Source organism: Mesorhizobium sp. WSM4815, from assembly GCF_055811575.1.
In genome coordinates, this window is sequence record NZ_JBVVQS010000075.1 from 45,959 (window position 1) to 72,087 (window position 26,129).

Below are 26,129 nucleotides of genomic sequence, written 5' to 3' on the forward strand. Positions count from 1 at the left end.
GGTGAGGGGGCTGAGCGACCGCGAACGGCAATCACCCCAGGTTTGCGCTGCCCCTCATCGCCCTGCCGGGCACTTCTCCCAGTATAGCCGAGGCTTTCGCTCTACGATGTACCCCACCCCTAACCCTCCCCACAAGGGGGAGGGAGTCTTCGGCTGGCGCTGATCTCGGCAAATTGCCTGTCTTTCCAAAGGCAAAGTGAGGGCGCGCGGCAGCGTTCCCTCCCCCTTGTGGGGAGGGTTAGGGTGGGGGTCCATCTTCGCAAGAATCCCTATTGGAGCGCAGCTTCATTCCAGCTTGGCGCTCTCAGCCCCACTTCATCTCGCCGGTGGCGACCTTGGAGCCGATGTCGAGCGCCACGCCCATGCCGAGGCCGGGAAAACGGGCTTCCATGGCGGTCTTGAGCGCGGCCGCGTCCTTGGCCTTGGCCAGTTCTTCCTCGAAGGCGATGAGATAGGTTTTGGTGTGCTCGACGCCCGAAAGGTCGGTGGCGGCCTGCAGCGTCATGTGGCCGGGCACGATGATTTCAGGCTTGGCGGCAACAATCTTTTCGAGATTGGCGAGCCAGGCGGCGCGCTGTTCCTTGCCCGACGTGTCGGCGGTCCAGACATGCACGCCGGAAAAAATCATCACCCCGCCGAACACCGCATTCAGCGACGGCACCGAGAGATAGCGCCGATTGGCAAGGCCTTCGGCATCGACGATCTCGATGGTCTCGCCATCGACGGTGAGCGTCTTGCCGTCGAAGACTTCGGGGATGACAACATCGGCGAGCGCCTGCGGGCCATTCTCCTTGAGCTGCGGCCCCCAGACGGCGATTTTCTTGTCGACGCTGCCATTGATGGCGGCCACCGTCTTGGCAGCGGCGATCACCCGTGCCTGCGGAAAAACCTGCTTGATCGGCTTGAGGCCGAAATAATAGTCAGGGTCGGACTGGCTGACATAGATGGTGGTGAGCGTCTTGCCGGTCGCCTTGATCGCCTCGGCCACGGCGCGGCCGTCGGAATAGGTGAAACCGCCGTCGATCAGCAGCGCCTCGGAGGCGCCGGTGATCAGCACCGGGGCGCGAAAGAAGCCGTTTTCGCCAGCCGGAAAATGTTTCCAGGAAAGCCCTGCGGCTGCACGGCCAAGTCCGGCGGGAGCGAAGATGGCAGCGGCGCCGGCGGCGAGGGTGGTTTTCATGATGGCTCTCCGTGTGAACATGGATCTCTCCTGGGCTTGAGAATGCGGAATTCGGGCGGGCGCATCTTCCGGCGCAGCCTCGATGCCGGGAAGATGGCGGAGGCGGAATGCGTATTGAAGGCCAACAAAATAGACGTAATGTATGCCATTGCCTGACAATGAGGTCGCATTAGCCATGAGCCGCGCATGAACCTGAACCGGCTGGCCTATTTCGCTGCGGTGGTCGATGCCGGCTCGTTCACGCGGGCCGCCGAGCGGCTGGGCATAACCAAGGCGGTCGTCAGCCAGCAGGTGGCGCGGCTGGAGCGTGATGTCGGAACGACGCTGCTGATCCGCACGACGCGGCGCGTCCATCCGACCGAGGCCGGCCGGACATTCCATGCCCGCTGCCTGCAGGTTCTGCAGCAGGCCGAGGATGCCTTCGACGAGCTCGCGCAGGCCGCCGCCGAGCCGACCGGCACGCTGCGCATCGCCGCGTCCAACGATTACGGCACCTCAGCGGTGGTGCCGGTGGTCGCCGCCTTCAGCGCGCGCTACCCCGCCTGCCGGGTGGAGCTGACGCTGGGCGACGAGACCATCGACCTGGCGTCCGGTGGGATGGACGTGGCGATCCGCGTCGGCTGGCTGGCCGATTCCAGCCTGCAGGCACGACGCATCGGCATCTTTCGGCAATTCATGGTGTGCGGCGCCGAGTTTGCCGGGCGCTTCAAGGCCGGCGACCCGCAAGACTTGGCCGGGCTGCCCTTCGTCGCCAACATGGCGCTGCGCGAACCGCTGCTCTGGCAATTTTCGCGCGGCGACGATGAGCATGAGGCTGTGCGCATGCAGGCAACGATCGCCATCGACGCGACGCCGGCAGTGCTGGCGGCCGTGCGCGCCGGCGCCGGCCTGTCGGTGCTGCCGGACTTTTTGGTGCGGGATGAGCTGGCCGCAGGGCGGCTCGTCCAGATCCTGCCCAAATGGCGGCTGCCCTCCGGAGGCATCTACACAGTCTACCCCGCCGCACGTTTTCGGCCGCCCAAGGTGACAAGGTTTGTCGAGATGCTGATCGCGGCCGAGCAGAAGGCAGAGTCAGGCGGGGAGGGGCGCCGAGGCTGAAGCTGCCGATCTCCCCCCTTGTGGGGTTGAGGAGTGGTCCGCGAAGCGGACGGAAAGCCAATTGCTTGGCTTTCCAAACGACGAAAGCCGGCAGGCCAGAGGGGATCGTCTAGCGTAATGCGCCAACCTCCACTGTCGCAAGAGAGGAGACCGCGCCCGGTCGAACCGACCCCCTCTGCCCTCCCGGGCATCTCCCCCTCAAGGGGAGAGATCAGCCGTCATCGGCGCCTTCGCCAATCACCAGCGTTGCAAGATGACCGCCAAGGCCCGAACTGCCGATCTCCCCTCTTGTTGGAGGAGATGACCATCTCGGGCAACAAGCACCGACCGCCCACCACTGCTTCGCGCTTCTCCTGCCGGTTGGAATTGGCACCGGGCGACAGGTCGACTGAGATCGACACTGCCGGGCTCTAACTTTATCCCTTTTACCCGGCAGCGTCTGGGAGTATGATTAGTCTTCACTAAAATAAAGGTTTGAAAACGGAAAACCTTCCGTCTTTGGGCGGAGGGACCTATGGGAGGCTCGCATGCTTAGCGGTTTCGGCAAGGCCTGCGCGGTAATCCTTTTTTCAGGGAACTGCGCTTTCGCCCAATCGGATTTGATAGAACCAGAGGCTGGAACGTGGAAGACGTGGGTAATCACGTCTGGCGAGGACTTCCGAGTCCCGCCGCCGCCTGACGCCTCCGCCGCAGCAGCCGAATTGGCACAGATGCGGGATCTCTTGGCGCAAAAGGATCCGGCTGCCGCCGACAAAATCACCTTCTGGGACGCCGGCTCGCCTGGGTACCGATGGATCGATCTGGTCAACAATCGCCTTCTCGAAAGCCAGCAGATTCCAAATGCGCACCGCGTCTACTCCTATTTGACGATGGCGATGTACGACGCCACCATTGCTGCCTGGGACGCGAAGTACTTCTACAATCGGCCGCGCCCGAGCGAGGCGGATGCGACACTGGCGACTGCGCTGCCGCCGCCGCGGAGTCCCTCCTATCCATCCGAGCATGCCGCAGCCGCCGGAGCTGCCGCGACCGTTCTTTCTTATTTCTTTCCCGAAGAGACATCGTCGTTCAAGGCAATGGCCGAAGAAGCGGCACAGTCGCGTGTCCTTGCCGGTGTCCAGTTCCCAAGCGATTCTTCCGCCGGCCTGGAGTTGGGGCGCAGGGTCGCAGAGCAGGTGATTGCGCGGGCAAAGGCCGATGGCTCCGATGCAGTGTGGAGCGGCACTGTTCCGACTGGGCCGTGCATGTGGGTCGGGAACAAACCCGCCAATGTAAACATGCCAAACTGGAAGCCGATCGTGCTGGCTGCACCCGATGAATTCAGGCCGCCGGCGCCGCCCGACTGCCAGTCCCCGGCCGTAAAGGCCGAGATGGATGCAATCCGACAGTCTGAACGAAAATTCCCTAGCAGCTACAAAGCGTTCTACTGGCAAAGCCCATCCGGCCTGTTCACCGACTGGTATGACTATGCCAGCAAGTGGATGTTCGAGGACAAGACGGATACGAACCCGCCGCGTGCCGCGCGGGCTTACGCGATGCTCGCAACGGTCTATTACGACGCCTATATTGCAAGCAACGACGGGAAGTACGCCTATTGGTATCTGCGGCCTAACATGCTTGACGCGAGCATCACTCCCCTGTTCGCAGTTCCAGCCCATCCCAGTTATCCGTCGAACCACTCCACGCTCTCGACTGCCCGATGCGAGGTCCTGGCATACCTGTTTCCCAGCCATGCGGAATTCATCCGCAAAGTTGGCAAAGAGGCCGGCGATTCGCGCGTCTGGGCCGGCATCCACTATGAGATGGACAACAAGGCCGGTGCCGCACTCGGCAAAGCGGTCGCGGAGAAATTCATCGAGCGGGCGAGAAAGGACGGAGCTGACTAGCGGAAGGAGAGGACACGTGCTCGACCCGTTCGAAACCTTCTTTGCCGATCGCCGGTCGAGGCCAAAGGGGTAGAACGGAACTTTGTTCGCCACGTATCAGAAAGTTGCAGGCGCCACGCGCCTTCATCTTCTGACGCTTTGTGACCTGAGACGCAACAGGGCTTCCAAGTTGCCGTTCCCCTGCGCCCCGATCTATAGACCCGCTTCGGAGTCGACTCGTGACATTGGCTGCGTCCGGCGCAAAACGTCAGCAGGTGGCGCAATCGAGGCGACCCGTGCTTTTAACCGCTCTGCACGCGGAAGAAGCCGTTGGAGGACTAGGTTGGGTGGGAAGCAGACCCTCAATGCGATGAGCACGAATGACCGCGATGCGGACTAAGCAGACGAAGAATGGAGCCCGGCGCCCCTGCAATGGGCGCCGGCCTCACCACATTCGCACTCCGAAAATCTCCGAAACGTGTTGCGGCCGAGCGCTACAAGAGCGATAATTAGTGCCCGAACGGAATGACGCAGACGGTTTCGCTTGCCGCGGGGCTGGTAGCGGCCCGGGACGGTCAAATCAGGGAATTCGCCATGCACAATGTCTCTCGGCGAAATGCCATTCGCTTCGTTCTGGCGGTCACAGCCGCCCTGTTTGCGACCTCGATGCCCTCTTTTGCCACGGAAGCGGTTCCGCTGGCGATCAAGGGTTATGACCCGGTTGCCTATTTCACCATCGGAAGCCCCACGCGCGGGCTGCCGGAGATCGAGTACGAATGGGATGAGCACCGCTACCTCTTCGCGAACGCCGAGCATCGCGAGCTTTTCAAGGCCGATCCTGTTCGCTACGCGCCAGAGTTCGGAAATTTTTGTGCAATGGCGCTGGCCCTGGGCGAGATCGACGAGGCCAACCCGGAGAACTGGCTGATCAGCGACGGAAAGCTTTATATTTTCGGCAAACCGGCCCCGATGGGACCCGCGCTCTTCCAGCAGGACCTTGCTGCGAACATCGCGAAGGCCAACCAGAACCGCGCGCTACTTCAAGGACATTAGCGGTTCATTCTCTCGGCCGGTGGCAGGTCGCCTGTGACGGGGTAGAGGCGGGCCTTGCGGAATCCGTCGCGCAGATGTTCGAGATCGCCAGAGCTTAGAAACTTGGTTCCGAACTCCTGCGGGTCGAAGGTTGGGTCGATGCGGCGTATCATCGTCACGACACGCGCGGCGTCCTCCGCTCGATCGACTTGTGCATAGGCGGCCGCCAGCAGGATACGGCTGAAGTTCGCGCCTGCGGTTGTTCGAAGACTAAGTTCCGCCTGTTCGATCGCCGCGTCGTAACGGCGTTTCAGATAGTAGGCCAGGCTCAGCGCAAAGCGATCGATCGCATTGAGATCGGGGTCGATACGCTGCGCCTGCTCCAAGGCCTCGATCGCCGCATCCGTCTGTCCCAGCCACAACAGGATGGTGCCGCGCCCGGCGAGGCCGTGAGCATCGTTCGGATTGATCGCAATGGCGCGCTCGATCTCAACCTCTGCCTGGTTGTATCTCTGACGAAAGAGGTGGATGTGGCCGAGAGTGATGCGCGCGCGCACGTCGGAATCATCAAGGCTCAGCGCCTTGATTGCCAGTTCCTCGGCACGGCTCAGGAAGGCGGTTGGCGATTCCGCCCAGCCCATCGAGCTGGCAATGTGATAGGTTTCGGCAAGTGCCGCATATGCAGCAGCGTAGTTCGGGTCAAGCTCGATGGCGCGTCTGAGCAGGGCGCGCGCCTCCACATTGTTTGCATGCGTCGGGCTCTGCAATGCCGGCCTGGCGCGCAGCACGTAATCATAGGCTGCGAGATTTTCGGTTGGCTTCGCGAACACCCGATTTTGTTCGATCTGGGTCACGCGAATCGCCAGGACTCTGACGATGCGAGTGACAATGTTGTCCTGCAGCGCGAACACGTCCGCCAGCGCCTCCTCGAAGCGTGCAGACCAAATCACCCGTCCCTGCCTTGTGTCGACGAGTTGCGCGATGACCCGCACGCGGTCGCCGGTCTGGCGGACGCTGCCTTCGACCAGATAGCTGACGGCGAGACCGCGGCCGATCTCCTCCGGGCTTGCGGGCTTTCCCTTGTAGGGGAAGACAGCGTTCCACGACATCACGGTCAGCGCGGAGAACCGACCCAGTGCGTTGATGATATCCTGCGTCAATCCATCCGCGAAATACTGACGAGCCGAATCGTCGCTCTGGTTCAGGAACGGGAGAATGGCGATCGCGGGTTTCGTGCTGACTTCAGCACTTTTTGTGAATTGATCGCCAGAGCGCAGAATGCTGAGAAATTTCCACTCAGAGCCAAGACCGGCCCACAGCGCGCCTACAATAAGCAAAATCATCAGAGCCAGAGCGGCGAACAATCCCCGGCGCCAGCCGGCGGGCGCCGGAGCGGCCGTGGCGTCGAGCCGCACGCGAAAGGCGCGCACCGGCCGAGCGATGTTCTTGAGCTTCTGTTCGCCGATATCCTCAAAGGCAATGTCGAGCTTGCCTTGCACGTCTTCCTGCACGCGGCCCGAGACGCAGATGCCGCCAGGCTCCGCGAGCCCCTCCAAGCGAGCCGCCACGTTGACGCCATCCCCGAAAATGTCGTCATCTTCGATGATGATGTCGCCGACATTGATGCCGACGCGGAACTCGATACGTTGTCCTGCCGGCACCGCGACATTGCGTTCCGCCATGCCGCGCTGGATCTCGACGGCGCAGCGCACGGCCTCGACCACACTCGCGAACTCGATCAGCATCCCATCGCCGGTGGTCTTGACAATCCGCCCGCGGTGTTCGTTGATCTTTCGGTCGACCAGAGCACGCCGATGCGCCTTCAGCTGGGCGAGCGTACCTTCCTCGTCGTTGCCCATCAGTCGGCTGTAGCCGGAGATGTCGGCCGCTAGAATGGCCGTAAGTCGCCGCTCTACATGCTCGGTTGACAATCCGACTCTCCCCCGTGCGCTTCGGCCACCTTTTTCCGATAGCTCTGGGCTAAGCACTACGGAACCTAGGGCTCCGTAGTGCTTAGCCCAAGGAGCCCCCAATCGAAGGCGAGCGTCGCGCCCACCGCTGGGCGGTGGAACCGCGAACGCTATGACCTGCTCGGCCACACCCTCACCGATCTTTTGGCCCGCAACCACATCGGAGCGAAAATGGACCCCGGCCCACATGCGCGCGTCGGCCGCCTGCTTGGCCGTCACGCTCCATCAGCGCGGAGTAGCCCACCACATCGGCAGCAAGAATGGCAGCAAGCTTGCGATCCACGACGGCGTTCTTTAAGACCACCTATGCTCGAGGAATGCACCATAGCAGAAGTCGGAGGCATTGTATCGCCGCAAGGCCCTTTGCTGTGCATGCACCGGAAGGTCTGGAATGGGCTCAATTGAGACGTTCATCGCCTGCACCGCAGATGACCGCTTGGGGTCGGTTTCGGACGATAAGCGAAGGTCCGCTCCCGTGAAGAGCGTCGGGAATGTCTGGAAATGGCGCAAAGCGGTCGTAGATCACAGCACCTAGCAAGAAATCTTAGACACGCCCAAAACCAAATCTATCCCTCTTGCCATCCCCACCACCTTCCCCTAATCTCTCCTGAGAAAACCTTTTCCCAATCGCGCTACGCTCGCTGACCCACCAATCAACGCCTCGCAGGACGAATAAGAGAAAACCTTTTTCCAATTAAGGAATTCGCCGCGCACCATGGTTTCCGACGCCTCGCCAGCGCCCGCCAAGCAGCCCGTCACCCTGCGTGAGGTGGCCTCCCTTGCCGGCGTCAGCGTGGCCACGGCGTCGAAAGCGCTCAACGGGCAGGGGCGGATGACCGCCGAGACCCGCGAGCGCATTCGCGAGACGGCGCAGCGGCTGGGCTTTCGCCCGAACAGCCTGGCGCAGAGCCTGTTGCGCCGGCGCTCCTTTACCGTCGGCCTGTTGACCAACGATACCTATGGCCGCTTTTCGCTGCCGGTCATGTCGGGCATTTCGGATGCGCTGGTCGACAAGGGCGTCTCGGTGTTTTTGTGCAATGTCGAGGACGACCAGCGCCTCGGCCAGCTTCATGTCGATGCCATGCTCGACAAGCGCGTCGACGGGATCATCGCTACCGGCAAGCGGATCGACCGCCATCTGCCGGTCGATCTCTCCAATCTCGGCGTTCCCGTGATTTACGCCTTCACTCAGCCCGACCCCGGCGCCATTGCTTTTGTCTCTGACGACGCCGGCGGTGCGCGCCTGGCGGTCGAGCATTTTTGCCGGCTTGGCCGGCGGCGCATCGCCCATGTCAGCGGGCCGGCGAGTTTTGCGGTGGTGCACGCGCGGGCACAGGCCTATCGTGACGTGCTGACCGAGAAAGGCTTGCCGGTCATGGAACCATTGCTCGGATCGTGGTCGGAAGCGTGGGGTCACGAGGCGGTGAAGACGCTTTTCGACGGTAAGCTGTCGAAGCGCGGGGGCGAAAAGCCCGATGCCGTGTTTTGCGGCAACGACCAGATCGCGCGCGGCGTCATCGACGCGCTGCGCGAGCGCGGGCTTGGCGTGCCGGGCGATGTCGGCGTCATCGGTTTCGACAACTGGCAGATCGTCGCCGAGGCAACCCGCCCGCCGCTGACCTCCGTCGACATGAACCTGGCGGCACTCGGGCGCGAGGCCGGCCTCACCTTGCTTTCGCTCGTCGGCGGCGAACCCGCCGAGCCGGGCATCCGAAAACTGCCGTGCCGGCTGGTGGTGCGTCAGTCATGCGGCCGTCCACCGGACGGCTGAGATTAAGACGCCGTGCGGGGAGCGCGGCCTAAGCAAAACCATCAGGAGGAGAACCATGAGAACTATGATTGCCGGGCTCGCTATTGCCGCGAGCATCCTGAGCTTTCCGTCCGCCGCCGCCGAGACCGCGAACATCTGGGTCCGGGCCGACGGCTCGAACTTCATGCCGCGCATCGTCGATGCCTTCAACAAGGGACATGAGAACCAGATCAAGCTGGACATCATCCCCAATGCCGAGATCATCCCGAAATACGGCGCTGCCGCCGCCGGCGGCACAGCGCCCGATGCGCTGTCGCTCGACCTGATCTACACGCCGTCCTTCGCTGCCGCCGGCCAGCTGGAAGACATCACCGACTGGGCGAAATCGCTGCCCTATTTCAACAGCCTGTCGCCGGCGCACGTCAAAACCGGCACCTACAAGGACCGCATCTACGGGCTGCCGTTCTCCGCCGATAGCTCGGTGCTGATCTGGAACAAGAAACTGTTCAAGCAGGCCGGCCTCGACCCTGAAAAGGGCCCGACCAACTGGGCCGAGATCGAGGCCTATGCCGAAAAGGTCAACGCGCTCGGCGGCGATATCAAAGGCTTCTATTTCTCCGGCAATTGCGGCGGCTGCAACATCTTCACCTTCACGCCGCTGATCTGGGCCTCGGGCGGCGACATCCTCACCGAGGACGGCTCGAAGGCGACGCTCGACAGCCCGCAGTTGCGCGGCGCCATCGATCTTTACCGCTCGATGGTCAAGAAGGACCTGGTGCCGGCCGGCGCGCAGACCGATACCGGCTCCAACTTCTTTGCGGCGTTTGCCGCCGGCAATATCGGCATCTCGCCGTCCGGCGCCTTCGCCATCGGCGCGCTGAACACGCAATATCCGGACATCGACTACGGCGTCACCTTCCTGCCTGGCAAGGATGGCGGCTGGTCGTCCTTTGCCGGCGGCGACAATTTCGTCGTCACCAAGGGCACCACCAAAATCGCTGTCGTGAAGGAGTTCCTCGATTTCGCCTATTCGCTCGAGGGCCAGACCATCCTGGCGAAATACGGCAGCCTTCCGGTGCGCGGCGATATCGCCAATGAGGCGTTGAAAGACCTGGACCCGCGCTACAAGATCGCCGCCGAGGCCATGGCCAAGGGCCGCACGCCCTATTCGGTGGTGTTCAACGACCTGATCAACTCCGCCAACGGTCCGTGGAACCAGATGGTCAACGAGGTCTTCTTCGGCGAAGACGTCAATGGCGCCATCGCCAATGCGCAGGAAACCATGCAGTCGATCATCGATTCGGCGCCGCAGCAGTAAGCGCCGGCTTACCTCCCCCATGAGGGGAGGTCGGACCGCAGGTCCGGGTGGGGTCGTTGCGGCAGTGCTCGACGTTCTCTTTGCGTCGGCGCGCTGCACAGGCGACCCCACCCCCGGCCTTCGGCCGGACCCTCCCCTCAAGGGGGAGGGGGACGCAGCGCTAATGGAAGAACAGCCATGACCTCCATCGCAGCCATCTCCACCCCAGCCCGCCCCAGAAAACTGGTCGGCGCCGGCCGCCGGCAGTGGGTCGGCCTGCTCTATGTCGCGCCGGCCGTCGCGCTGGTCGTCGTCTTCTTCATCATTCCGCTTGGCATGACGGCGTGGATGTCGCTGCACAACTGGCCGCTGATGGGCGCGCACTCGTTCATTGGCCTCGACAATTACTGGGCGATCCTGCGCGATACCAGGTTCTGGAACGCGCTCAAATTCACCGGCTACTATACGGTGATCGTCACCATCGCGATCTTCGTCGTCGCCTTTCCGCTGGCACTGTTTATCGAAAGGCCGCGGCCGCTGACCGGCTTCTATCGGACGTCGTTCTTCATGCCGGCCGTCATCGGTTTCGCCTCGGCCAGCCTGCTGTGGTCGTGGCTGCTCAATGTCGATTCCGGCCTGTTCAGCCCGGCCGCCTTCGAGCTCGGCCTGACCGAAAGGAAGGTCAACCTGCTGGCGACGTTCCAGCCGGCGTTCTGGTCGATCATCGCCATGGTCGTCTGGAAGGTGGCGGGTTTTACCATGATCATCCTGATGACCGGCCTGCAATCGATCCCGCCGGATCTGCAGGAGGCGGCGATGATCGACGGGGCAGGGCCGCTGGCGCGGTTTCGCGCCATCACCCTGCCGCTGATGCGCCGCACGCTGGCGCTGGCGCTGATCCTGTCGGTTGCCGGCTCGGTGCTCGCCTTCGACCAGTTCTACATCATCCTGCGCGGCGGACCGCGCAACCAGACGCTGACCGCCGTCTACTGGATTTTCAACCAGTCGTTCGTGTCGTTCAAGCTCGGCTACGGCGCCGCCCTGTCGATGGTCCTGCTGGTCATCCTGGTCGCGCTCAGCCTGATCCAGCTGCGGCTGCTGCGCCAACCGGAGGGCGTTGACTGATGGCGCAGGCAAGGAGCCGCAAACGCCGCATCGGCATGCAGATCGCCGAGCACGCGACGGGCATCGTCGCCTCGCTGCTGTTCCTGGCGCCGATCGTCTGGACCGTGCTTTCGGCCTTCAAGCCGGCACAGGAATCGCGCCAGCCGCCGCTGCCGCCCTGGCCGACGACGGGTTTTTCGGTCGAGAATTATGCCACGCTCAACACCTTTGGCGATGGCCTCTGGCTGCCGGCGCAAAACAGCATCTATGTCTCGGTCATGACGGTGGTGCTGTCGGTGATCGTCAGCGTGCTGGCCGGCTACGGTTTCTCGCGCTTCCGCTTTCCGCTGAAGAACCTGCTCTTCGTCCTCATCCTGTCGACGATCATGATCCCGTTCCAGTCGATCCTGACGCCGATCTTCCTGGTGCTGACCAAGATCGGCCTGCACAACACGCTGACCGGGCTGGTCTGCGTCTATGTCACGCTGCAGCTGCCGTTCTCGATCTTCATGATGCGCAATGCCTTCGACGCGGTGCCGCGCGAGATCGAGGAGGCGGCGCGCATGGACGGCGCCAACAATGTCACCATGCTGCTTCGGGTGATGCTGCCGCTGGTCTGGCCGGGCATCGTCACCATCGCGCTGTTCGCGTTCCTCGGCGCCTGGAACGAGTTTCTGGCGGCGCTGGTGCTGATGACCGACCAGTCCAAATTCACGCTGCCGATCATGATGACGGCGCTGCAGTCGGGCCGCTTCGGCGCCATCGACTGGGGCGCGGTGCAGGCCGGGGTCACCGTGATGATGGTGCCATGCCTGGTGCTGTTCCTGCTGCTGCAGCGCTTCTACATCCGCGGCCTCATGGCAGGGGCCGTGAAGTGACCATTCGAACCGAACCGGAGTAAATTGATGACCGCATCGCAATCCGCCAAGCCGGCTGCCGAGCTGGACCAAACCGGCAAGTCGGACAAGCCAAAACGCGCCTTCCGCCCGCTGCCGGTGCCGCAGGTCGATGTGCGCGGCTTCTGGGGCGACCGTGCCGATGCCGTCGCCACCACGACCGCCGGCATCCTCTATGATCGCTGCGTCGAGGCGCGCATGCTCGAGCAGATCGATCCGGACCGGCCATCTCCGGGCGTCGTCATTCCGTTCCACTCACCCTCGCCGGACGAGGCCGCCGCCGCCGGCAACGAATTCACCGGCTCGACGGTGACCACCCAGATGTTCTGGGACTCCGACTGGGGCAAGACGATCGAGACCGCCGCCTATTCGCTGTACCGCCGCCGCAACGACGCGCTGGAGAAGAAGATCGACGCCGTCATCGACATGTACGGCAAGCTGCAGCAACCCGACGGTTATCTCTCCAGCTGGTACCAGCGCATCCAGCCCGGCCTGCGCTGGACCAATCTGCGCGACTGCCACGAGCTCTACTGCGCCGGCCATCTGATCGAAGGCGCGGTCGCCTACTTCCAGGCGACGGGAAAACGCAAGCTGCTCGACATCATGTGCCGCTATGCCGACCATATCGCCGAGACCTTCGGCGCCGAGCCCGGCAAGAAGAAAGGCTATTGCGGCCATGAGGAGATCGAACTGGCGCTGGTCAAGCTCGCGCGGGTCACCGGCGAGCAGAAGTACATGGACCTGGCAAAATACTTCATCGACCAGCGCGGCCTTGAGCCGCATTATTTCGACGAGGAGGCGCGTGCCCGCGGCGCCGACCCAAAAGCCTATCATTTCAAGACCTACGAATACAGCCAGTCGCACAAGCCGGTGCGCGAGCAGGACAAGGTCGTCGGCCATGCGGTGAGGGCGATGTATCTCTATTCCGGGATGGCCGATATCGCGACCGAATATGGCGACGACACGCTGCGCGCGGCGCTCGACCGGCTGTGGGACGACCTCACCACCAAGAACCTCTACATCACCGGTGGCCTCGGACCGTCGTCGCACAATGAGGGCTTTACATCAGACTACGATCTGCCCAACGAAACCGCCTATGCCGAGACCTGCGCTTCGGTCGGACTGGTGTTCTGGGCGAGCCGCATGCTCGGCATGGGCCCCAATGCGCGTTACGCCGACATGATGGAGCGGGCGCTCTACAACGGCTCGATTTCGGGCCTGTCGCTCGACGGCACGCTGTTCTTCTATGAAAATCCGCTGGAAAGCCGGGGCAAGCACAACCGCTGGAAATGGCATCGCTGCCCGTGCTGCCCACCCAATATCGGCCGCATGGTCGCCTCGATCGGCAGTTATTTCTACGGCCTGTCCGGCGATGCCCTTGCCGTCCATCTCTATGGAAACAGCACGGCTCGTTTCGATATCGCAGGAACGCAAATGGAGCTGCGCCAGACCAGCAACTATCCATGGGACGGCGCGGTCTCGATCACGATCGAGCCCGAGGCGCCGACGACATTCACCTTGCACCTGCGCCTGCCGGCCTGGTGCCGCAAGGCGGCGCTCAAGGTGAACGGGGAGGCGCTCGATCTGCAGGCGGTCACCAGCGACGGCTATGCCGCGATCCGGCGCGAATGGCGCAAGGGCGACCAGGTCGAGCTCGACCTCGAAATGGCCATCGACCGGCTCTATGCCAACCCGCAGGTGCGGCAGGATATCGGCCGCGTCGCGCTTGCCCGCGGCCCGCTGATCTATTGCGTCGAGGAGACCGACAATGCCGGCCAGCTGCACCGCATCGCCTTGCCGCCGACAGCCGAGATCGAGGCGCATCAGCAGCCCAACCTTTTGGGCGGCGTCGTGACGCTTTCGGCTGTTGCCAGGAAAGAGGCGTTTGAAGACTGGGACAACGGCCTCTATCGCACCGAACCGCCGGCGGTTGAGGAAGCAAAAATCACCGCCGTGCCGTATTTTGCCTGGGACAACCGCAATCCCGGCGAGATGCTGGTCTGGCTGAGAGACTCGTGATCCGGGGACGAAGATGATGCCGCCGACGACAGGGATGTCTTGAATTTGCCCCGGCGGCGCTAATTTAGAGGGGAGAGTGGCGCTAGCCGCTCGAATGGGTGGAGGCAGAGTTGGCGCTCGAAGATGTCGCGCGTCCGAGCGCTGGTGCTCGCGCCATGGTCATGACCGTCGCGGCGGTGCCGTTGCTGTTCGTGATCGGTGGACTGGCCATCCGCTATACGGCTTTTGCTTCGGTGTCGGAGGAAACAGGTTTTGCGGCTTATGCCCGTGCGCTGTGCCGGTGGGATTGCGCCTGGTACGTGGGCATCAGCGAACAGGGCTATGAGCGTTTTCCCATTCCAAACCACAGCAATGTCGGTCGCTGGAGCTTCTTCCCCCTCTATCCGATGCTGGTGGCGGCGATCCGGTCAGTTTTCCCTTTCCCTACGATACTGATCGCGACGATCACCTCGATTGCGTGCAGCTACGCCGCCTGTCTGGTGGCGTGGCCGCTGCTCGAGAAGAACATGCGTGCCTATATACTGTATTGCGCGTTTTTGCTCAGCGGGCCGTTCTCGTTTCACTTCACGACCTTCCTGAGCGAACCGCTTTTCGTGCTGCTGACCTCCTGCGTCTTTCTGGCGCTCAAGCGCTCCAGCTATCTCGCCGCGGGCGTTTCATCCGCGCTGCTGTCGGCGACCAGGCTGGTCGGAGTCTTCGTCGTCTTTGCAACCGTCATTCAAATGTTCAGCGAGCATCGCCGGCAGGGCGGATCGGCGCTGTCTTTCCCACGCTGGCTGCTTGGCCGACCGGATCTGCTGGTCGCTGTCCTTATCTCGCCGGCCGGTTTGTTCGCTTACATCCTGTTCCTGTACCTCACCGTCGGAGACGGCTTTGCATTCCTGCACATCCAGCGCGCCTTCGGACGGGTGGCGGGCAATCCGCTGGTCTTCCTGTGGGACGGGCTCTCAGCTGTCCCGACCACCGGATGGCTGCCTACGTCGCCGCAATGGAGTGCGCTCGCCGCGATCGCCGGTCTGGCGCTGTCGGCCGTCCTGGCGGTACGCAGGCAATATGGCGCGGCACTGTTCTGCGCGCTCTGCATCATCCTGCCGCTGATCACCAACCTGGCCTCGATGGTCAGATATGTCATTGGACTTGCGCCCCTGACCATGTTGCTCGTCGTCCTGTTGTCGGCGTCGAGGCTGATTTGGCTCGCGGCTTTGGTTCTCTTCCTTGGCGCCTGTTATTTCATGACTGTGGCGTGGATCGGAGGCTATCTTGCCCTGGTCTGACATTCCGGCCCCGTATCGGCGCGCCGCCTCGCTTGGCGGCTACGCGCTTGCGGCAGTTCTGGCCGGGTCCGAGATCGTCATCCTAGCGCTGGCTCTCAATCCGAACGTCAACGCCGATTACCGCGCCTTTTACATCGATCAGACGACGACCTGCCTCAATCGCGATGCGACCGGCAGCTACACACTTGGCCAGACGGTGTCGTTCCGGAGCGACGGCGCCAAACGGGCAGCCAGCATAAAGGTCTGCGGCTGGTCGGGGTCGGCAGGCGACGGCACCCATTCGCTAGGCGAGACCTCGCGGCTTCGCGTGAAGATACCGCCGCTCCGCGACGGCCTGATGGCCACGCTGCAAATGGCCGCCGTCATTCGTCCACCGCAGATCACGCAAAGGGTGGTGATCTCGGTGAACGGTGTTCGGGTGCATGCGGAGACGCTGTCTGGCAAAGAACCACGAACGGTCTCGTTCGTCGTTCCACCGGCGGCTCTCGGCAAGGCCGATATACTCGAAATCGCCTTCGACTATCTCGACGGCATTCCGCCGACTCCGGCCGCCAGCAACATCTACAAGCGCTCCATCAAGCTGGTGTCGTTGCGGCTGGATGCGATTTGATCACGCTCAACGGCCTGCAGTCCCATGCCTTTCGTGACGCACGCAATGCGCGTACTCACCGAACGCTGCATCACGGCGTTACAACCAAAAAGTGCATTGCCAGCGCAGGACCGCACCATACCAGCTGCGCCCGACCTGCCTTAGGCCTGCCCGCGCGGCGTTTTGTCTGCGGCCGCCATGATCAAGCTGGCGAAGCGCGTGAGATCCACATTGCCGCCACTGACGATGACACCGATGCGCTGGCCGCGCAGTTTTTGCGATTCACTGCGAACCGCCGCCGCTGCAAGGCAGCCGGTGGGTTCGACCACGATTTTCATGCGCTCGGCGAAAAAATGCATCAATTCGATGAGCTCGTCGTCGCTGACCGTGGTGATAGCGGCAACCTTGTCGCGGATGACAGGAAAATTATGCGCGCCCAGATGGGTGACGACCGCGCCATCGGCGATGGATTTCGGCACCTCGATGGTGACGACCTCACCCCGCGCGAGCGATTGCTGACCATCATTGCCGGCCTCCGGTTCAACCCCGACGACCCGGCAGGCGGGCGCGCATTCCGCTGCCGCCAGTGCGGCGCCGGCGAGCAGGCCGCCACCACCAAGGCAGACATAAAGGGCATCGAGAGAGCCGGCCTCCTGGATAAGTTCAAGTGTCGCCGTGCCTTGCCCGGCAATCACATCGGGGTGGTCATAGGGTGGAATGAGGGCGGCTCCCCGCTCGGCGGCGATCCTGCCGCCAATCTCTTCGCGATTCTCCGTGTAGCGGTCGTAGAATATCACTTCGGCGCCATAGCCGCGGGTGGCACGCACCTTCAGCTCGGGCGCATCCCTGGGCATGATGATGACTGCCTTCACGCCCTTGATCGCGGCCGCATAGGCCAGCGCCTGCGCATGATTGCCCGAAGAATAGGCCACCACTCCGCGCGCCCGCGCCGAAATATCCAAGGCCAGAAGCGCGTTCATGGCGCCGCGGAACTTGAACGCGCCGCTACGCTGGAAGTTCTCGCACTTGAAGAACACCTCGGCGCCGGTCAGCTGGTTGAAGGTGCGCGAGGTCAGCATCGGCGTCCGGTGGGCCAATCCGGCGAGGCGCGCCGCGGCGGTCAGAACATCGTCGAATGTCGGGATATTGAGGGGCATTGCGGGTCGCCTTCTACGCTTGCCGGTGGTGGGCTGGCCGATGGTGGGCTTGCTTGTCTGCGAGGATACGTGTTTGCGCGAACCAGCGATCGCATTCGATGGGAAGGTCGGCGCAACATTCGCCCGAATGGCGGGCGACAAACCGTAGGAAATGCCGCTCGTTAGCCAACACCGCTGTCTTCCCCCGAGAACCGCTGGCTAGAATGAGGGAAAGCCGGGGAGATGTCATGTCCGTCACCGCAGACGAGTCGCAGCTGGTACTGCTTGCGGGCGATCAGGTCGCGCCGCTGTTGGAGCCGGATGCCGTCCTCGATGCCGTGCGGCGGTCCTTCGAGCTTCACAGTGCGCGCGAAGGCAGGGTCTTTCCGCTTGTGCGCGAGAAGCTGCATACCGGCGGCATTTTCGGCATCAAGTCGGGCGACGTGCCGAAAGCCGATCTTCTGGGCTTCAAGGCAGCGGGCTTCTGGCCAGCCAACCGCGAGCTCGGCAAGGAACCGCATCAGGCGACCATCGTGCTTTTCGACCCGCACACCGGGCGTCCCTTGTGCATCATCGACGGGAACGCCATCACCACCTTGCGCACAGGGGCGGCTGGCGCCATTGGCCTGACCCTGCTGGCCCGCCCCGAAAGCCGGTCGATCTGCGTTTTCGGCACCGGCACCCAGGGCCGGATCCAGCTGCGCCTGGCACTGCGTGAGATGCCCGGTCTGGACACCATCCATTACCTGACGGCGGACGGCCGCCCCGACGCGGCGTTCGAGGCGGCATTCGAGGATTTCGCGCCGGCCCATTCGAACCAAGCCGCCAAAGCTGTCGGCTCGAGCGATATCATTATCACCGCGACCCCCGGCAGCGGGCCGCTGTTTCCGCCAGAAGCGGTGCGGCCCGGCACGCACATCAACGCCGTGGGTGCCGATACGCAAGGCAAGCGGGAACTGCCCGACGGCCTGCTTCGCCGGGTACGGCTCTTTGCCGACGACTGCGAGCAATCGGCCGCTGTCGGCGAAGGCCAGTGGGACACCGGCTGCCGGGCAATCGAAATCGGCGATCTTCTGACCGGAAAAATTCCGTTCACGCGCGATGCCGCCGACATCACGGTCTTCGATATGACCGGGCTCGCGCTGCAGGATCTGACGGTCGCGGATATGCTCTGGCGACAGGCCAGGAGCCGGGGCACGGGAACGCGCGTGCCATGGCGCTGGTAGGCCGGGCCGAAGTGACCGACGGCGACGGAACAAAGCTCGAGACGCAATCTTCGTTGCGCACGGAACAGTCAATCAGCTCGCCCCGAAGGGTCCACTCAAGAAGATCTTCGTCATCGCTGAGAACTGACCACAGCTTCCTCTGTCCGAAAGGAACGAACTGCCACGCCGGACTATGGCGGACATGCGCCGTGGACGCGGTGAAGCTGTGTGCCTGAAGCGCGCCTGTATGTATTGGATGCCGGAAGAGGGTGCGGCGGCGGCGACCGCATCGGCGAGAGCGGTCATCAAACGGTCCAGATCGCGCCTGAGCCCGTAGGTAACGATCGCTCAGCGCCCTTTGCTGTTGCCATTGCGGTCAATCGCGTCAGAAGGCGCCGACTTCCATTTTGGATCTGTCCGCGAAGCGTGACAGGCGGAATGGCGTCGGATCGACGCTTGCCGCGTCACCGGCGACCAGATCCGCCGCCAGATGGCCAATGCCGGGGCCGGCGCCGAAGCCGTGTCCGGAACAGCCTGCGGCGACGAACGCTCCGCCGATGCTGTCCACCGCCGAAATCACCGGCACTGCGTCCGGTGTGAAGTCGATATACCCGCCCCAGGAGGACACGATGCCGGCATCGGCAATGGCGGGGAACAGGGCCCTTATCTGCGTCATGATGCTTGCCGCCATTCGCTTGTCCGGAGCGGGATCGAGGACGCGGATGCGCTCAAACGGGGTCGGCCTGTCGAGATGCCAGCGACCGAGTGTTTCCGGGCCTGCGAAAAACGAGCGACTTACGCCGATCTCGACGGCCTTCAGCCGTTTGATGAACATCGGCAGAAACGGGCGGGCATAGCGGATCCCCTGCGGCGTGATCTCGAGCGTCGCCCTGCCGCTGGCGGCTATCGTGTAGCTGCCGTCGATCCGGCGCGTCAGGGCACCGTCAGAGGTAAATATTGCCCCGCCAAGATCCGGTGCCGGACCGGTCCGCAAGGTGGTCTGACGGACGCTGGCCTGCGGCAGCGAAACCGCATGCATGCGCAGGAAAGCAGAAGCCCAGGCGCCGGCGGCGCACAGCACCGCGTTGGTGCGGATCAGGCCTTTCTCGGTGACGACGCCGCTCACTTGCCCATTGGTGATATCCAGGCCGCGTGCCGCGCAGTTCTGATGAATGGTCGCGCCATGCTTGCGGGCGCCCTCGGCGATCCGCGGGGCGGCCAGCCAGGGCTCGGCCTTGCCATCGTCTGCCGCGTGGACGCCGCCCAGCCATTTGCGGCCGCCAGCCGTGGGAACGGCGGCAGTGGCCTCCTCGGCCGTAAGCATCCGCGTCTTGACGTCGAACCGCCGCGCAACCGCGCGCCACTTGTCCCATTCGGCGAGCTGCTTTGGATCGTCCGTCGCATAGATGAGCCCGCAACGGCGAAAGCCAAGGTCGTGCCCGATCTCTCCGGTCAGCTCTTGCCACAGCCGCAGCGCCAGATTGGCAAGCGGCAATTCACGTGCATCGCGGTTCTGCCGGCGGCACCAGCCCCAGTTCCGGCTCGACTGTTCGCAGCCGACATAGCCCTTTTCGATCAGCGCCACCGACAGGCCGCGCCGCGCCAGGGAATAGGCCGCGCTGGCGCCGACAATCCCGCCGCCGATCACCACGACGTCCGCTGACTTGGGCAGCGTTTCATCGCTGCTGATGTGGTGGATTAAAGGGGACATGGCGGCCTCGGCAATCAATGATAGCTCGCAGTATCGGCGACCGGTGCCGCAGAATGCACTGACTGCAGCGGCATTTTGGTATTTTTGCACCGAATATTGCCGGCATTCGGCGGGTGGCGCGGAAGAGGCGGTTCTATCGTCCTGTCAGTCTTCCCACTCCAACAGTCCTGGTGCTCATGAACACCCAGTCCGTCACATTCGAACCTTTTGAAGCGCACCATCTTGGGGAAGCGACGGACCTGTCGCGAGCGGCCGGCTGGCCGCACCGGAAGGAAGACTGGGCCATGATCTGGTCCCTGAGCGAAGGTCAGGTCGCGTTGGAAGGCGGCAGGGTGGTGGGAACCGCCTTCATGACCCCTTTCGGAAATACCTGCGCAACTCTCAACACCATCATCGTCGATGAGGCAATGCGTGGTCGCGGGCTGGGACGGCGGCTGACCACCACCGCGCTCGAGCAGGCCGGCGACCGCGAGTGCCGCCTTACCGCCACGGCCGACGGACTGCCTCTTTATGAAAAGCTGGGTTTTGTCGCGACGCACGATGTTCGGCAGCACCAGGGCACCGTCGGGCAGATCAGTGCGCCTCCGGCCGTGGAATGGATCGGGTCCGAGCACCTTCCGACACTCACCGTGCTCGATCGCGCCGCCTTCGGTGCGGATCGTGCCGCGCTCATGAACGCCTTGGCGGGCGAGGGACGGTTTGCCGCCATCACCAACGAGGACGGCATCGCGGCCTTCGCGGCCGTGAGGGCATTTGGCAGGGGCGAGGTCGTCGGACCGGTCGTGGCGCAGGATCGCGATCAAGCGAGAACCCTGATCGCCTTCATTCTCTCCGGAATGCAGGGCCGCTTCGTGCGCATCGACATCCCTGAAGACGCCGGCCTTTCACCCTGGCTCGAAGGACTGGGGCTCGCTCATGTGGGCGGGCCGGTTGCCATGCTTCGGGGCGCAAGCAATATCCCGGGTTCCACGAACGCACGCATCTTTGTCCTGGCCAGCCAGGCCCTCGGCTGAGGCCAACTCAGAAGGCCATGGATCAGGTGGAGCGGTCGCTGTGCTCGCCGGGTCCTCGCTGCGCAAAAACCCATCGGTCGAGCATGAGAAGATTGACCGCCGGAACAAGCAGGCATGTAACCACAATGGCAATGATCGGCGGCAGGCCGAGTTTCGCCGTCAAGAGCGCCGGCGCTGCGTAAGCCACGGCAAAGCCTGTCGCCGTCAGCAGGAGAAAACGCGCAGCTTCCGATCGATGCGATCCATTCGACATGAAGGTTACTGATTTATGGGCGAAATATGAAAACACGGCAGCCGCCGCGTAAGCCGCGAGCGACGCCGGAACCGGCGAAAGGCCGATCCATTTCGATTCGACCAGACCGATAGCCAGGGCAGCATACAGGATTGTCGCGGCGATGCCGACCAACCCGAAGCGCGCCAGCAGCTTCAGCCCGGCGCCGGCAGTCGAACGGTCCTCAGACATGCGCGCTGCACGCATACTGGGCCCCGAGCGGTAGAGGCGCGAGCAGGCGCTCGAGTCGTCTGGCGAAGGACCTGGCCGACGGCAGCAGCAGGAAGTGCTCGGATCGGATATCCTGAAAACCCGTCTCCTGAAAAAGCGACCTTGCTTTGGCGGCGTTGAGCAGGACCGCGTCCTGGTCGAACGGACACCGCAACACCGCGAGACGCGTCAGCGGATTGTAAGGGTTGTGCTCGATGATGCAGGCGACGCCGCCCGGCCGCACGACGCGCCGCATTTCCCGGAAGAAATCGAGCCAGGAGGCGGGCGGAACGTGATGGACGACGCAACTGGCGAAAGCCAGATCGAACGCGCCGTCGCCATAAGGCAGGCGCGGCGTCGTGCAGGCCCGGTAGCTCACACACGGATTGTCCTGGCCGGCGCGCAGGATCGATTGTTCCGAAACGTCGCAGCCATCCAGGCTCTCGAACGCGCCTTCGAGATAAGGGTGGAGCGACCCGACGCCGCAGCCGATATCCAGTGCCCGCACCCCGCCCTGTCGAAGCCCACGCTCGACGGCGAGACGCCGCAGCAGGTCGGCCTTGGCGATCAGAAAAAAGTCGTGCCCGAGTCCGGAAAACCGGATGGATCCTGCGACCGTCTCGCCATAATTCGATTTATAGCTGTCGAAGAGTTCGGCCATCAGCCGAGGCTCCGTTCCTGGGTTTTCGAAACGGTCGACGGCTCTCACTGGCGGCACGCATCGCCTTGTCGAAGCCGGCGACCCGATCGATCACGTAAAGCGGACGGCGTTTCACCTCGGCGTGGATGCCGCCGACATAGAGCCCGACCACGCCGGTCATGAAAAGATTGATGCCGCAAAGCAGCGACACGATCACCACCGTGGATGTCCAGCCGGCAATGATGCCGGTTTCAAAAATCCAGGCGAAGATGGCGTAAATGCCGAACAACACCGCAAGCGCGGAGATCGCCAATCCGCCCCACAGCGCCATGCGCAGCGGCTTCTCGGAGAAGCTTACGATGCCGTGAACGGCAAGGTGCATCATCTTCCAGAATGGGTATTTGGTCTGGCCAAGGGTCCGCGCCGGGCGTTCGAAAGGCACCGCCGTCTGCTTGAACCCCATCCAGGCGAACATGCCCCTGACGAAACGGTCGTGTTCGGGCATTTGCTTGAAGGTTTCCAGAGCCTTGCGCCCGACCAGGCGAAAATCGCCGACGTCGCGGGGGATGTCGACCGACGTCATCTTCTCCAGCAGGCGGTAGAAGAGACTCGCCGTCAGGCGCTTGAACCAGGATTCGCCCTCACGCTTGACACGGCGGGCATAGACGATCTCGAAGCCTTCCTTCCACTTCGCCACCAGATCGAGGACCACCTCCGGCGGGTCTTGCAGGTCGGCATCCATGACGATGACGGCATCACCCGCAGCCGCATCCATGCCGGCGGTGATCGCGACCTGATGGCCGAAATTGCGGGAAAGCTCGATCAGCCGGAAGCGCGGCTCGACGGCGACGACGTTGCGCAGGTATTCGACGCTCCCATCGAGGCTTCCGTCATCGACGAAGATCGCCTCAGTCTCGCCGTCCAGCCGGCCGATCAGCGAACTGATCCGCTCGATCAGTCGCGGCAGCACCTGTTCTTCATTGTATATGGGAAGGACCAGCGAGTACCGCGGCGGCGACACGTTCACCGCAGTCCTGATGCTTTGGATCACAGGGTCTCGCATGCCGTTGAAAATGGAACGCAAGCTACAAAGTTCCAAGGACATACAAGAAATCGCTAAATTTAGCGGTTTCGGGCAGGTGCCGATCATGCGTGGAAAGGAACACAGGCGTTACCGCAATCGAACGTCCACTTGTGGTCGGAGCACGGCGCCATTGGGCAATCGGCCAGTCCGAAACCGCCGCGAAGCAACCTTTGAGGCCCGCTTCGATCATGCCGCCCAAAACCGGGTGTCTGCTGGCCGATCTACCCCGCTTGCCACTTCTGCCATTGCACAAGCCACATCAGAACAATAGATGGTGCGGAGCGGCCGCCCCTTATGTCAGGCGGAAAAACAGGACTATGCGCATGACCGATACGCTGGACTCAGCGAAATTGACCGACCGGGTCGCGGCCCTGGTCGAGGCTGCCAAACGGGCCGGCGCCGACGCCGCCGACGCGGTTGCGGTGCGCGGCCGTTCGACCGGCGTGTCGGTGCGGCTTGGCAAGGTCGAGGGCACCGAGGCGTCCGAGAGCGAGGATGTCTCGCTGCGCGTCTTCGTCGGCAAGCGGGTGGCGAGCGTCTCGGCAACCGCTGCCTCCGACCCGAAAGCGCTGGCCGAGCGCGCCGTGGCGATGGCGAAAGTCTCGCCGGAAGATCCCTACCAGGGCCTCGCCGATCCGGCCTTGCTGGTCAAGAAGCCGCGCGACCTCGATCTGTTCGATCCGACGGAAGTCTCGGCCGACCAGTTGAAGGAAGCGGCGCTGGCCGCGGAAGCGGCGGCCCTTGCCGTCAAGGGCGTTACCAATTCGGCCGGCAGCGGCGCCAGCGCCGGGCTTGGCGGGCTGGTGCTCGCCACCTCGCATGGCTTCGTCGGCCACTATGTCGCCTCGCGCTTTTCGCGCTCGACCAGCGTCATCGCCGGCGAGGGCACCGGCATGGAGCGCGACTATGAATACTCCTCGCGCCAGCATTTCTCCGATCTCGACGCGCCCGAGGACATCGGCCGCAAGGCCGGCGAACGCGCGGCGCGGCGCATCGGCGCGCGCAAGGCGGCGACCGGACCGGTCGATGTGGTGTTCGACCCGCGCGTCGCCCGCGGCATCGCCGGCCATCTCGCCGGCGCCATCAATGGCGCCTCCGTCGCGCGCAAGACCAGCTTTCTGCGCGACATGATGGGCAAGCAGGTGGCGGCGGCCGCGATCACCGTCACCGACGAGCCGCTCCGGCTCCGTGGCCAGGCGTCGCGTCCGTTCGACGGCGAAGGCATCGAGGGTGAAAAGCTGCTCATGGTCGAGAAGGGCGTTTTGAACCACTGGTTCCTGTCGACCTCAGTCGCGCGGGAATTGGGGCTGACCACCAACGGGCGCGGCTCGCGCAACGGCTCCTCCGTCTCGCCGTCATCGACCAATCTTGCCATCGAGCCGGGCGAGCGGACGCCCGAGGACCTCATCAAGTCGCTCGAATCAGGCTTTTACGTCACCGAGGTGTTCGGCCAGGGCGTCGACATGGTGACTGGCGAGTACAGCCGCGGCGCTTCCGGCTTCTGGATCGAGAATGGCAAGCTCGCCTATCCGGTTGCGGAAGTGACCATTGCCTCGAACCTGAAGACGATGTTCCTCAATATGGTTCCGGCGAGCGATCTCGATCGCAATTTCGGCACCGCCGCACCAACGCTGCTGATCGAAGGCATGACCCTTGCCGGAGCTTGACCAGGTCGCCTCCGCCGCCGGGGCTCGTGAGGATCTGCCGCTGCTGCGCGACGCTGCCCGCGAGGCGGGCGCCATCGCCATGCGCTATTTCGGCAACAATCCGCAAGTGTGGATGAAGGGCGGCACCTCACCGGTGAGCGAGGCCGATCACGCCGCCGACGCCTATCTGCGCCAAACCTTGCTTGCAGCGCGGCCGGACTATGGCTGGCTGTCGGAGGAGACGGCCGACGATCCGGCAAGGCTTGCCGCCCGCCGCACCTTCGTCGTCGATCCGATCGACGGCACGCGCGGCTTCCTCGAAGGCCTGCGCTCCTGGTGCGTCAGCGTCGCGGTGGTTGAGGACGGCCGCACGCTTGCCGGCGTGCTCGAATGTCCTGCCACGGAGGAGACCTATTGGGCGCTGCCCGGTGAGGGGGCATTCCTGAATGGCCGGCGCATTGCCGTGCGCCGCCCGGCAGCGATGGTCGAAATTGGCGGGCCGAAGCCATTGATCGCCCTGATGCCGGCGGAATGGCAGGGCCGGCTGAGCCGCGTGCCCTATATTCCCTCGCTCGCCTATCGGCTGGCGATGGTCGCCAATGGCAGGCTCGACGCGACCTTCGTCAAACCCAGCGCACATGACTGGGACATCGCCGCGGCGGATCTCATTCTGAGCGAGGCCGGCGGCGCATTGCTCGACCAGAAGGGCCGCGCACCGCGCTATGCCGGCGAAGTGATCCAGCACGGCGCGCTGGTTGCCGGCAGCGGCGAACTGCTCGCCGTCCTCTCCGCCGTCGTCGCAGGGCTGGACGGCTGAACGTATCATCAATGGTTCCAAAGTCGGCGGCTTTGGTCTAGACCTGTCACAAACTCACGATATGTGAAGGACCGACATGACCGCGGAAGACGGAAAGAAGCAGCTTTTGCACCTGGTGTTCGGCGGCGAACTGAAGACGCTTGGCGGGACAGAATTCCGTGATCTCGAGACGCTCGATATCGTCGGCATCTATCCGGATTATCAATCCGCGCAAACGGCGTGGAAAGCCAAGGCCCAAGCCAGCGTGGACAATGCCCACATGCGTTATTTCGTCGTTCACCTGCACCGGTTGCTCGACCCCGAAAACAAGCCTGCCGGTTGA

General features: G+C 63.4%; 22 protein-coding genes. 15 read left to right on the top strand and 7 right to left on the bottom strand.

Going from position 1 to position 26,129, the window contains the following annotated elements; genetic code table 11:
- Window positions 1-304: 304 nt before the first annotated feature.
- Window positions 305-1,201, bottom strand: coding sequence for an MBL fold metallo-hydrolase (locus AC0L2B_RS03915; protein ID WP_473744286.1), 897 nt, complete (start codon window positions 1,199-1,201; stop codon window positions 305-307).
- Window positions 1,202-1,366: 165 nt separating this feature from the next.
- Here AC0L2B_RS03915 and AC0L2B_RS03920 point away from each other — a divergent pair, with 165 nt between their 5' ends.
- From AC0L2B_RS03920 to AC0L2B_RS03930, 3 genes are all read left to right on the top strand, one after another.
- Window positions 1,367-2,278, top strand: coding sequence for a LysR family transcriptional regulator (locus tag AC0L2B_RS03920; protein WP_473744287.1), 912 nt, complete (start codon window positions 1,367-1,369; stop codon window positions 2,276-2,278).
- 875 nt (window positions 2,279-3,153) lie between these two features.
- Window positions 3,154-4,164: a phosphatase PAP2 family protein gene (locus AC0L2B_RS03925; RefSeq protein ID WP_473744288.1), complete on the top strand. Its 1,011-nt coding sequence runs from the start codon at window positions 3,154-3,156 to the stop codon at window positions 4,162-4,164.
- A gap of 504 nt (window positions 4,165-4,668) precedes the next feature.
- A complete protein-coding gene (locus AC0L2B_RS03930; RefSeq protein WP_473744290.1) occupies window positions 4,669-5,196 on the top strand; it encodes a YHS domain-containing (seleno)protein in 528 nt (175 codons plus the stop codon).
- Here AC0L2B_RS03930 and AC0L2B_RS03935 read toward each other — a convergent pair.
- On the bottom strand, window positions 5,193-7,364 hold the full coding sequence (locus AC0L2B_RS03935) for an adenylate/guanylate cyclase domain-containing protein (protein ID WP_473744291.1): 2,172 nt from the start codon (window positions 7,362-7,364) through the stop codon (window positions 5,193-5,195). The genes AC0L2B_RS03930 and AC0L2B_RS03935 overlap by 4 nt on opposite strands.
- Window positions 7,365-7,860: 496 nt before the next feature.
- On the opposite strand from AC0L2B_RS03935, the gene AC0L2B_RS03940 reads away from it, so the two are divergent.
- From AC0L2B_RS03940 to AC0L2B_RS03970, 7 genes are all read left to right on the top strand, one after another.
- Window positions 7,861-8,916 carry a LacI family DNA-binding transcriptional regulator gene (locus tag AC0L2B_RS03940; protein ID WP_473744292.1) on the top strand — a complete coding sequence of 352 codons (1,056 nt, stop codon included), beginning with the start codon at window positions 7,861-7,863 and terminating at the stop codon, window positions 8,914-8,916.
- 55 nt (window positions 8,917-8,971) lie between these two features.
- On the top strand, window positions 8,972-10,213 hold the full coding sequence (locus AC0L2B_RS03945) for an ABC transporter substrate-binding protein (RefSeq protein WP_128169790.1): 1,242 nt from the start codon (window positions 8,972-8,974) through the stop codon (window positions 10,211-10,213).
- A 177-nt stretch (window positions 10,214-10,390) separates the two neighbouring features.
- The gene (locus AC0L2B_RS03950) at window positions 10,391-11,317 is read left to right on the top strand and encodes a carbohydrate ABC transporter permease (protein WP_287186211.1); all 927 of its coding nucleotides are present in this window, start codon (window positions 10,391-10,393) and stop codon (window positions 11,315-11,317) included.
- Window positions 11,317-12,174 (top strand): carbohydrate ABC transporter permease, encoded by an 858-nt coding sequence (locus tag AC0L2B_RS03955; RefSeq protein ID WP_027153854.1) that lies wholly within the window; start codon window positions 11,317-11,319, stop codon window positions 12,172-12,174. The genes AC0L2B_RS03950 and AC0L2B_RS03955 overlap by 1 nt, the downstream gene beginning before the upstream one ends.
- Before the next feature lie 27 nt (window positions 12,175-12,201).
- The gene (locus AC0L2B_RS03960) at window positions 12,202-14,211 is read left to right on the top strand and encodes a glycoside hydrolase family 127 protein (protein ID WP_473744294.1); all 2,010 of its coding nucleotides are present in this window, start codon (window positions 12,202-12,204) and stop codon (window positions 14,209-14,211) included.
- A 110-nt stretch (window positions 14,212-14,321) separates the two neighbouring features.
- On the top strand, window positions 14,322-15,485 hold the full coding sequence (locus tag AC0L2B_RS03965; RefSeq protein ID WP_473744295.1) for a hypothetical protein: 1,164 nt from the start codon (window positions 14,322-14,324) through the stop codon (window positions 15,483-15,485).
- Window positions 15,472-16,095, top strand: coding sequence for a hypothetical protein (locus AC0L2B_RS03970; protein ID WP_473744296.1), 624 nt, complete (start codon window positions 15,472-15,474; stop codon window positions 16,093-16,095). The genes AC0L2B_RS03965 and AC0L2B_RS03970 overlap by 14 nt, the downstream gene beginning before the upstream one ends.
- 140 nt (window positions 16,096-16,235) lie before the next feature.
- Here the strand turns inward: AC0L2B_RS03970 and AC0L2B_RS03975 are convergent, their stop codons facing one another.
- Window positions 16,236-17,231 carry a threo-3-hydroxy-L-aspartate ammonia-lyase gene (locus tag AC0L2B_RS03975; protein ID WP_473744297.1) on the bottom strand — a complete coding sequence of 332 codons (996 nt, stop codon included), beginning with the start codon at window positions 17,229-17,231 and terminating at the stop codon, window positions 16,236-16,238.
- Between the two features lie 227 nt (window positions 17,232-17,458).
- On the opposite strand from AC0L2B_RS03975, the gene AC0L2B_RS03980 reads away from it, so the two are divergent.
- Entirely contained in the window at window positions 17,459-18,436 is a 978-nt protein-coding gene (locus AC0L2B_RS03980) for an ornithine cyclodeaminase family protein (RefSeq protein ID WP_473744298.1), read from the top strand.
- A gap of 364 nt (window positions 18,437-18,800) precedes the next feature.
- On the opposite strand, the gene AC0L2B_RS03985 is transcribed toward AC0L2B_RS03980, so the two are convergent.
- Entirely contained in the window at window positions 18,801-20,126 is a 1,326-nt protein-coding gene (locus AC0L2B_RS03985) for an NAD(P)/FAD-dependent oxidoreductase (protein WP_473744299.1), read from the bottom strand.
- 176 nt (window positions 20,127-20,302) lie between these two features.
- Between AC0L2B_RS03985 and AC0L2B_RS03990 the strand changes: the two genes are divergently transcribed.
- Window positions 20,303-21,139 carry a GNAT family N-acetyltransferase gene (locus AC0L2B_RS03990; RefSeq protein ID WP_473744318.1) on the top strand — a complete coding sequence of 279 codons (837 nt, stop codon included), beginning with the start codon at window positions 20,303-20,305 and terminating at the stop codon, window positions 21,137-21,139.
- Window positions 21,140-21,161: 22 nt separating this feature from the next.
- Here the strand turns inward: AC0L2B_RS03990 and AC0L2B_RS03995 are convergent, their stop codons facing one another.
- From AC0L2B_RS03995 to AC0L2B_RS04005, 3 genes are read right to left on the bottom strand one after another with little or no spacing between them, the layout of a single operon-like run.
- A complete protein-coding gene (locus AC0L2B_RS03995; protein WP_473744301.1) occupies window positions 21,162-21,602 on the bottom strand; it encodes a GtrA family protein in 441 nt (146 codons plus the stop codon).
- On the bottom strand, window positions 21,595-22,281 hold the full coding sequence (locus AC0L2B_RS04000; protein WP_473744303.1) for a class I SAM-dependent methyltransferase: 687 nt from the start codon (window positions 22,279-22,281) through the stop codon (window positions 21,595-21,597). The genes AC0L2B_RS03995 and AC0L2B_RS04000 overlap by 8 nt, the downstream gene beginning before the upstream one ends.
- Window positions 22,256-23,344 carry a glycosyltransferase family 2 protein gene (locus AC0L2B_RS04005; RefSeq protein WP_023802304.1) on the bottom strand — a complete coding sequence of 363 codons (1,089 nt, stop codon included), beginning with the start codon at window positions 23,342-23,344 and terminating at the stop codon, window positions 22,256-22,258. The genes AC0L2B_RS04000 and AC0L2B_RS04005 overlap by 26 nt, the downstream gene beginning before the upstream one ends.
- Before the next feature lie 323 nt (window positions 23,345-23,667).
- Between AC0L2B_RS04005 and AC0L2B_RS04010 the strand changes: the two genes are divergently transcribed.
- The 3 genes from AC0L2B_RS04010 (at window position 23,668) to AC0L2B_RS04020 (ending at window position 26,129) form a co-directional block, all read left to right on the top strand.
- Window positions 23,668-25,011 (top strand): TldD/PmbA family protein, encoded by a 1,344-nt coding sequence (locus tag AC0L2B_RS04010; protein ID WP_473744304.1) that lies wholly within the window; start codon window positions 23,668-23,670, stop codon window positions 25,009-25,011.
- Window positions 24,998-25,807: a 3'(2'),5'-bisphosphate nucleotidase CysQ gene (locus AC0L2B_RS04015; RefSeq protein WP_473744305.1), complete on the top strand. Its 810-nt coding sequence runs from the start codon at window positions 24,998-25,000 to the stop codon at window positions 25,805-25,807. The genes AC0L2B_RS04010 and AC0L2B_RS04015 overlap by 14 nt, the downstream gene beginning before the upstream one ends.
- A 76-nt stretch (window positions 25,808-25,883) precedes the next feature.
- Window positions 25,884-26,129 (top strand): DUF4170 domain-containing protein, encoded by a 246-nt coding sequence (locus AC0L2B_RS04020; protein ID WP_023802307.1) that lies wholly within the window; start codon window positions 25,884-25,886, stop codon window positions 26,127-26,129.

Coding starts and splice junctions, on each gene's coding strand:
- AC0L2B_RS03915 (WP_473744286.1), bottom strand. CDS start 1,201: ATGTTCACACGGAGAGCCATCATGAAAACCACCCTCGCCGCCGGCGCC.
- AC0L2B_RS03920 (WP_473744287.1), top strand. CDS start 1,367: ATGAACCTGAACCGGCTGGCCTATTTCGCTGCGGTGGTCGATGCCGGC.
- AC0L2B_RS03925 (WP_473744288.1), top strand. CDS start 3,154: ATGTACGACGCCACCATTGCTGCCTGGGACGCGAAGTACTTCTACAAT.
- AC0L2B_RS03930 (WP_473744290.1), top strand. CDS start 4,669: ATGACGCAGACGGTTTCGCTTGCCGCGGGGCTGGTAGCGGCCCGGGAC.
- AC0L2B_RS03940 (WP_473744292.1), top strand. CDS start 7,861: ATGGTTTCCGACGCCTCGCCAGCGCCCGCCAAGCAGCCCGTCACCCTG.
- AC0L2B_RS03945 (WP_128169790.1), top strand. CDS start 8,972: ATGAGAACTATGATTGCCGGGCTCGCTATTGCCGCGAGCATCCTGAGC.
- AC0L2B_RS03950 (WP_287186211.1), top strand. CDS start 10,391: ATGACCTCCATCGCAGCCATCTCCACCCCAGCCCGCCCCAGAAAACTG.
- AC0L2B_RS03955 (WP_027153854.1), top strand. CDS start 11,317: ATGGCGCAGGCAAGGAGCCGCAAACGCCGCATCGGCATGCAGATCGCC.
- AC0L2B_RS03960 (WP_473744294.1), top strand. CDS start 12,202: ATGACCGCATCGCAATCCGCCAAGCCGGCTGCCGAGCTGGACCAAACC.
- AC0L2B_RS03975 (WP_473744297.1), bottom strand. CDS start 17,231: ATGCCCCTCAATATCCCGACATTCGACGATGTTCTGACCGCCGCGGCG.
- AC0L2B_RS03980 (WP_473744298.1), top strand. CDS start 17,459: ATGTCCGTCACCGCAGACGAGTCGCAGCTGGTACTGCTTGCGGGCGAT.
- AC0L2B_RS03985 (WP_473744299.1), bottom strand. CDS start 20,126: ATGTCCCCTTTAATCCACCACATCAGCAGCGATGAAACGCTGCCCAAG.
- AC0L2B_RS03990 (WP_473744318.1), top strand. CDS start 20,303: ATGAACACCCAGTCCGTCACATTCGAACCTTTTGAAGCGCACCATCTT.
- AC0L2B_RS03995 (WP_473744301.1), bottom strand. CDS start 21,602: ATGTCTGAGGACCGTTCGACTGCCGGCGCCGGGCTGAAGCTGCTGGCG.
- AC0L2B_RS04000 (WP_473744303.1), bottom strand. CDS start 22,281: ATGGCCGAACTCTTCGACAGCTATAAATCGAATTATGGCGAGACGGTC.
- AC0L2B_RS04010 (WP_473744304.1), top strand. CDS start 23,668: ATGACCGATACGCTGGACTCAGCGAAATTGACCGACCGGGTCGCGGCC.
- AC0L2B_RS04020 (WP_023802307.1), top strand. CDS start 25,884: ATGACCGCGGAAGACGGAAAGAAGCAGCTTTTGCACCTGGTGTTCGGC.